Source organism: Pseudomonas sp. MT3 (assembly GCF_054720805.1).
Window position 1 is genome coordinate 190409 of the sequence record NZ_JBTVPY010000011.1, and the last position, 7099, is coordinate 197507.

The window sequence follows — 7099 nt, forward strand, 5'->3', positions numbered from 1 at the left end:
CTGAGGAATCTTGTTACATGTCCGATGCAAGCGCCGGCACCGTTGAGCATGAGCAACCCCATTCCAGCTCCGCGATCGGCCTGATGGTCGGCGCCGTGGGCGTCTGCTACGGCGATATCGGCACCAGCCCGCTGTACACCCTCAAGGAGGTCTTCGTCGGCGGCTATGGCGTGCAGGCCAACCATGACGGCGTACTCGGCGTGCTGTCGCTGATCTTCTGGTCGCTGATCTGGGTGGTGTCGATCAAGTACGTGATCTTCGTCCTGCGCGCCGACAACCAGGGCGAGGGCGGGGTGATGGCGTTGTCGGCCCTGGCTCGCCGCGCCGCCACCGGGCGCCGCCGCCTGCAGGCGACCGTGGTGATCGCCGGTCTGATTGGCGCGGCGCTGTTCTATGGCGACAGCATGATCACCCCGGCGATCTCGGTGCTCTCGGCCATCGAGGGCCTGGAGATCGCGTTCGACGGCCTGGAGCACTGGGTGGTGCCGTTGTCGCTGATCGTGCTGGTCGGCCTGTTCCTGATCCAGAAGCACGGCACTGCGCGCATCGGCATCCTTTTCGGCCCGGTGATGGTGGCCTGGTTCGTGGCGCTGGCGGCGCTGGGGGCCTATGGCGTGTCGCGGCAGCCGGAAGTGCTGAAGGCGATGAACCCGGCCTGGGCCTTCAATTTCTTCGTCTCGCACCCCGGCATCGGCGTCGCCATCCTCGGCGCCACCGTGCTGGCGCTGACCGGCGCCGAGGCGCTGTATGCGGACATGGGCCATTTCGGCCGCAAGCCGATCGCCCGCGCCTGGTTCGCCCTGGTGCTGCCGGCGCTGGTGCTGAACTACTTTGGCCAGGGCGCGACCATCCTGGTCAACGCCGAAGCCGCGCGCAACCCGTTCTATCTCACTGCGCCGAGCTGGGCGCTGGTACCGATGGTGGCACTGTCCACCGCGGCCACGGTGATTGCGTCCCAGGCGGTGATTTCCGGCGCCTTCTCGCTGACCCGGCAGGCCATCCAGCTTGGCTACGTGCCGCGCATGGTGATCCAGCACACGTCCAGCCATGAGCAGGGACAGATCTACATCGGCATGGTGAACTGGGCGCTGATGGTGGGTGTGGTACTGCTGGTGCTGGGCTTCGAATCTTCCGCCGCACTGGCCTCGGCTTACGGCGTGGCGGTGACCGGCACCATGCTGATGACCACCCTGTTGATGGGCGTGGTGGTCTGGCTGCTGTGGAAGTGGCCGCTGTGGCTGGCCATTCCGTTCTTCCTGATGATGCTGCTGGTGGACAGCCTGTTCTTCGCCGCCAACCTGCCCAAGGTTGTCCAGGGCGGTGCCTTCCCGGTGATCGCCGGTATTGGCCTGTTCATCCTGATGACCACCTGGAAGCGCGGTCGCCAACTGCTGGTGGATCGCCTCGACGAGGGCTCGCTGCCGCTGCCGCTGTTCATTTCCAGCATTCGCTCGCAGCCGCCGCACCGCGTGCAGGGTACCGCCGTGTTCCTCACCGCCCGCACCGACGCCGTGCCTCACGCGCTGTTGCACAACCTGCTGCACAACCAGGTGCTGCATGAGCAGGTGGTGCTGCTCACCGTGGTCAACGAAGACAGCCCCCGGGTCAGCCCGGATCGCCGCTTCGAGGTGGACGCCTATGGCGAGGGCTTCTTCCGCGTTGTGTTGCACTTCGGTTTCATGGAGGACCCGGATATTCCGCTGGCGCTCAAGCTCTGCCACCTCAACGAGCTGGACTTCAGCCCGATGCGCACCACCTACTTCCTCAGCCGCGAGACGGTGATCCCATCCAAGCTGATTGGCATGGCGCGCTGGCGCGAGGCGTTGTTCGCCTTCCTGCTGAAGAACGCCAACGGCAACCTGCGCTACTTCAATTTGCCGCTGAACCGGGTGATCGAGCTGGGGACGCAGGTGGAGATCTGAGTTTTCGCTGCATGAAAAAGCGCGCCGATTGGCGCGCTTTTTCTTTGGGGTGTATTGGGTAGTCGCGGACTTTGTCCGCGACTCGTCGGCAGGGTCTGCGTTGGGTGGGTTCGCGAGCAAGCTCGCTCCTACGAAGAGCACTCCGGTGTATGCCGGTAGTGTGGGCGCGAGCTCGCTCGCGAACCGCACGGCACAACGCTGCACTCTTCTGCAGAAGCGCTCCTTGGGGGCAAATCACAGGCATGGCCCCCACAGTCACCGGCAATCACGATGCAGGAGCGGCTTCCGTCCGCTACTGTCCCGCGTCGCGCCGGAAGAGATCGCGGACGAGGCTCGCTTGTACGGAAGCACGCCCTGCGAAGGGCGGAGTCTTACTCCGGCTTCGCCTCACCCTTGCCCGGCAGCATTCGCACCAGGGTGTTGTCGCGGCTGATGTAGTGGTGGAACAGCGCGGCGGCGGCGTGCAGGCCGATCAGCCAGTAGCCCAGCACGGCGATGCTTTCGTGCCAGCCCTTGACCTGTTTGGCCAGGTCCGGATTCTTGCCCACCAGGTGGGGCAGCTCCAGCCCCCAGAAGGGGACCGGCTTGTCGGCGGCACTGAGGATCACCCAGCCGGCCAGCGGCAGGCCGATCATCAGGACGTACAGCATCACGTGCATCAGCTTGGCCAGTACCATCTGCCAGCTCGGCGGCGCGGGGAGGATAGGCGGAGTCGGGTAGATGAAGCGGCCGATCAGGCGCAGCCAGACCAGCACGAAGACGCTCAGACCGAGCATGAAGTGCCACTGCTTGAGCAACTCGCGGGTTTCGCTGCCCTTCGGGAAGTTCCCGCGCAGTTCTATGCAGGCATATACCGCCGCAATCAGCAGCAGCATGAGCCAGTGCATGGCGATCGACAGGCTTCCGTAACGGGAGGGTTTTCGGGTCAGGCTCATGACGGTTCCTTGTGTGGCTTCACGGACCCCGTTCCGGTGACGGGGCTGACAGTGTCAGCATAGAGCCTTAAGCCAGCCTGAAGCTGCATCGGAGCATGGAGAAAGGGCCGCCTGGCGCGGCCCTTTGATCGAGGTCAACCCTCGTTGTCGGTGGCCTGGCGGGAGCGGATGGCGTCGACCAGGCGCTTGGCAAGGGCCGGATAATTCTCGTCGAAGTGGTGGCCGCCGGGGAGCTGGAGATTCTCCCCGACCGACTGCGGCTGGGTGCAGCCGCTCTCGTCCTTCTCTTCGATACCGTACACGCAGAGCACCTTGGGCCCTGGCAGGCGGGCCATTTCCGGGCCGGTGGCGGCTTCCTGACCGGCCTTGCCCAGCCAGCCCTGCACTTCGATCTCGAAGCTGCCGCTACGGGCGAAGGCCAGCAGGATTACCGCGCTGACGTCCTTCTTGGCGTCGGCCGGCAGGCGGTTGTAGATCGCCGGCAGCACGTCGGCGCCAAAGGAGTAGCCCGCCAGCACGAAATGCTTGGCGCCCCATTTCTCGCGGTAGTGCTGCATCAGCACGGCAAGGTCGGCGGCGCTCTGCTCGGGGCTCTTGTGCTCCCAGAAGTAGCGCAGGGCATCGACGCCCACCACCGGGTAGCCCAGCTCGGCCATCTGCGCGGCGACGTCGCGGTCCAGGTCGCGCCAGCCCCCGTCGCCGGAGTAGAACAGGGTGACGGTTTCCGACGGCTTGGCAGCGGGGACTTCCACTACCGGCACGTTATCGCTGCCGCCTTGCAGCAGGTGGCGCAACTGGTCGGCGAGTACCTTGGGCAGCGGGGTGTCGTAGTCGGCGATTACCGTCTCGGCATTCTGCAGGCCACGGGCGAAGCGTGCGCTGGGATCATCCGGGTTGTCGTTCCAGGCGGCCAGCCAGTGGCCGTGAGCGGCGCTTTGCGGCAGGGGTGTGGCGGCGCAGTCGGGCTTTTCCAGGGAGAAACCGACCGACAGGGCGCGGGCCTTGTCGTCGCTCTGCCCGGCGAGCCAGCGCCAGGCATAGGTGCCGCCCGGACCGATGCCGGCAACCAGGGTCGGCTGGCCGTCGAGCAACTCGCCAGCGGCCTTGATGCGCGCCTGCTGGGCGGCGCAATCCTTGTCCGGGAAGACGAACTGCACCACGCGGGCCCCGCTGTCGTGAGCCAGGGCCAGCAGTTGGCCGTCGTCCAGCTTTTGGTCCGGTTGTACCGCCAGCAGGACGCGCGTATTGGGTTGCTTGCCAGGGATGGCCAGACTGACGGCGCTGCCGTCGGGCAACTGGTGGTGTTCCACGACCGCCTGGGACGCGGGGCGGCTCCACAGCAACAGTCCGGCGGCGATGAGGATCAGCAGGAGCAGGGCGAGCAGATGCCGCCAGCGACGTTTCGACATTTCAGCGTTTCACCAATCCACTCAGGCCGCCGGCGATCAACGCGGCGGTGTCGGCCAGGGCCACCAGCGGATCCAGTCCGGCGGGCACGGCCAGGTAACGGGGCTCCCAGTCGGGCTGGAACTTGTCCTTGAAGCGGCGCAGCCCCTGGAAATTGTAGAACTGCTCGCCCCGGCGGAAGACCAGGGCGCCCAGGCGCTGGGTCAGCGGCGCGCCACGGCGCGGCTGCAGGCCGGCGAGCGGCACCATGCCGAGGCTGAAGCGGGTGTGCCCGCTTTCCTTGTAATGCAGGATCAGGCCGAGCATGAGAAATTCCATAGTCAGCTTTGGCGCGTCAGGCGCCACGCGCATCAGGTCGATGCTCGCCACGTCCTTGCTGGCGGTTTCCAGCAGGTTGGCGAAGGCGACGGCACGGCCTTCGTGGCGGATCACCACGACGCGGAAGTAGTTCAGGTACTCGGGGGTGAAGCGGCCCAGGGAGAAACCCTTCTCGCGGACGTTCTTGCCGCCCAGCCAGGCATCGGAGACCGCCCGTAGTTCCTCCATCGGCGCCTGGCCCGCGTCGTAAAACTCCAGGCTCAGGCCGTCGCGCTGACCCCGGTTCCAGGTGTAGCGCAGGTCCTTCATTTCCTTGCCTTTGTTCTCCAGGTCGAAGCGGCGCAGGTCGACCCGCGCCTCCTCGCCGAGCTTGAGGGCGGTCAGGCCGATGTCCATGTACAGCGGCAGGTTCTCCGCCCGCACCTGGTAGAACACCGGGCGCGCATGGTGCAGGTCGCAGAGGTCGCGGAACTGCCAGATCAGCTCGGCGCGGGACTGTGTCGGCCCCACCGGGTCGAACAGTGCCACCAGGCTGCGGCCGCGGCGGGCATACATCAGGAAGGCGTCGTTGCCTTCGTGGAACAGCAGCGCCTTGTCGCCGGACAGGGCCAGGCCGCCGTCCGGCTGCGACGAGTTGGCCAGGATGCCGGCGGCGGTATCCAGCTCCTCGCGGCTGGGTTCGAGGATCGCCGGCGGCTCGGTGCGCAGCAGCCAGTACAGCGCCAGCGCGGCCAGCAGCAGGCAACTGCCCAGGGCGGCGCGCAGGCCGCGCGGGGCGTCGGCATCCAGGGCGAACTGCCACCAGAGCTCATGGCTGTAGGGCACGTCCTGGTAGGCAAACAGCAGCAGCCAGATCGATGCGCCGATGACGCAGGCCGCGGCGCCCAGGTAGAGCGGCGAGAAGGGCAGATCCATCAGGCGGCTGCGGCGGTAGAAGGCGCTGCGGAAGATCACCAGCAGGACGGCGGTGACGCTCAGGATCAGCGCTTCTTCCCAGTCGAAGCCCTTGAGTAGCGACAGCACGGCGCCGGCCACCAGCAGGCCGAGGGTCAGCGCCCAGGCGGCGGACAGGCGGCGGCGCAGGCCGTAGGCGAGCAGCAGGCAGAGCACGCCGATCAGGCTGGCGGCGAGGTGCGAGGCATCGATCAGGCGGTGCGGCACCAGGAAGCCGATTTCATTCAGGCGGGTATCGATGGACGGCGTGGCGCCGGAGAACAGCAGCACGACGCCGGAGATGAATACCAGCAGGGAGAGAATCTGTGCGGCGAAGCCTGAGGCCACGCGCACCGCCTGCCTGGCCACCAGGACACGGCGGGCTTCGAGAAACAGCAGCAGCAGGCAGGCGACGATCAGCGGCAGCACCACATAGATCAGGCGGTACAGCAGCAGAGCTGCGGCCAGCGGTGCGGCACCCAGTTGCCCGGCGAAGGCCGCCAGCAGCACCGCCTCGAAGACGCCTACGCCGCCGGGGACGTGGCTGAGCACGCCGGCCGCCAGGGCGATCAGGTAGACCAGCAGGAAGGCGCCGAAGGGCGGGGCTTCCGGCAACAGCAGGTAGAGGACGGTGGCGGCGGCGGCCACGTCCAGCGCGGTGATCAGCAGTTGCAGCAGCGACAGGCGCAGGCCCGGCAGGCGCACGGTGCGGCGACCGATGCGCACCAGGTGGCTGTCGGGCGACGGCTGTTCCGGCAGGCGGCGGCGCTCGATGCCCACCACCAGCAGGATGCAGAAGGCGATGATGCCCAGGGCGAGCACGGCCACCAGCCAGCTCGGCAGGTGCAGGGCCAGGGCGGCGTCGGACAGGTCGCTCAGGGCGGCCAGCGCGGCCAGTATCGGCAGGGCGCAGCCCAGCGAGAGGCTGGCGAACAGGGTCATCCGCGCGACTTCGGCGGCGCCCAGGCCCTGGCGGGCATAGAGGCGGTAACGCACCGAGCCGCCGGAGAGCATCGACAGGCCGACGGCATTGCCGATGGCGAAGGCCGAGAAACCGCCGGTGAGCAGCGCCGAGGGCGACAGTTTCACCCCGGCGAAGCGGGTGGCCGACCATTCGTAGCCCAGCAGGGTGATGAATCCCGCGACGGTGGCGGCGAAGGCGCCCGCGAGCGAGGCGGTGGGGACGTCGAGGATGGCGTCGTGCAGGGAATAGGCATCGATGTCGCGCAGCAGGTGGTAGCAGGCGATCAGCGCGAGGCTGAACAGCAGCAGCGTGACCCCCAGGCCGATCGCCTGGCGATGGGCGTTGATCCAGTGCAGAAGTCCGTTGCGCTGCGGCTGTTCGCCGGCGGCGGGGCTGTCTGGTGCGGAGGGGGTGGCGCTCATCGGGCACCTCATCGATTTTGCGCGACAGAGTAGGGGCAGTGGCGCGTTTTCCCAAGTCCCTCGGGAGGATTTCTTCCTGGGGGCGAAGATTTGCTGAAGCAGTTTCTCTGGCGCAACGAAAAAAGCCACTCCTAAGAGTGGCTTTCTTCTTGATGTCTGGTTGCGGGAGCAGGATTTGAACCTACGACCTTCGGGTTA

Annotated in this window: 4 protein-coding genes; 1 reads left to right on the forward strand and 3 read right to left on the reverse strand. The window is 66.9% G+C overall.

Annotation, left to right across the window (positions count from 1 at the left end):
- Positions 1 to 17 precede the first annotated feature (17 nt).
- The gene (locus ACYCAX_RS13825; RefSeq protein WP_015476314.1) at positions 18 to 1922 is read left to right on the forward strand and encodes a potassium transporter Kup; all 1905 of its coding nucleotides are present in this window, start codon (positions 18 to 20) and stop codon (positions 1920 to 1922) included.
- 371 nt (positions 1923 to 2293) lie between these two features.
- Here ACYCAX_RS13825 and ACYCAX_RS13830 read toward each other — a convergent pair whose 3' ends face one another.
- The 3 genes from ACYCAX_RS13830 to mprF form a co-directional block, all read right to left on the reverse strand.
- Complete coding sequence (locus tag ACYCAX_RS13830) at positions 2294 to 2857, reverse strand: cytochrome b (protein WP_015476315.1); 564 nt, start codon at positions 2855 to 2857, stop codon at positions 2294 to 2296.
- Positions 2858 to 2991: 134 nt separating this feature from the next.
- Entirely contained in the window at positions 2992 to 4266 is a 1275-nt protein-coding gene (locus tag ACYCAX_RS13835) for a virulence factor family protein (protein WP_460248245.1), read from the reverse strand.
- A 1-nt stretch (position 4267) separates the two neighbouring features.
- Positions 4268 to 6913 carry a bifunctional lysylphosphatidylglycerol flippase/synthetase MprF gene (gene mprF, locus ACYCAX_RS13840; protein ID WP_460248246.1) on the reverse strand — a complete coding sequence of 882 codons (2646 nt, stop codon included), beginning with the start codon at positions 6911 to 6913 and terminating at the stop codon, positions 4268 to 4270.
- Between the last annotated feature and the right edge of the window lie 186 nt (positions 6914 to 7099).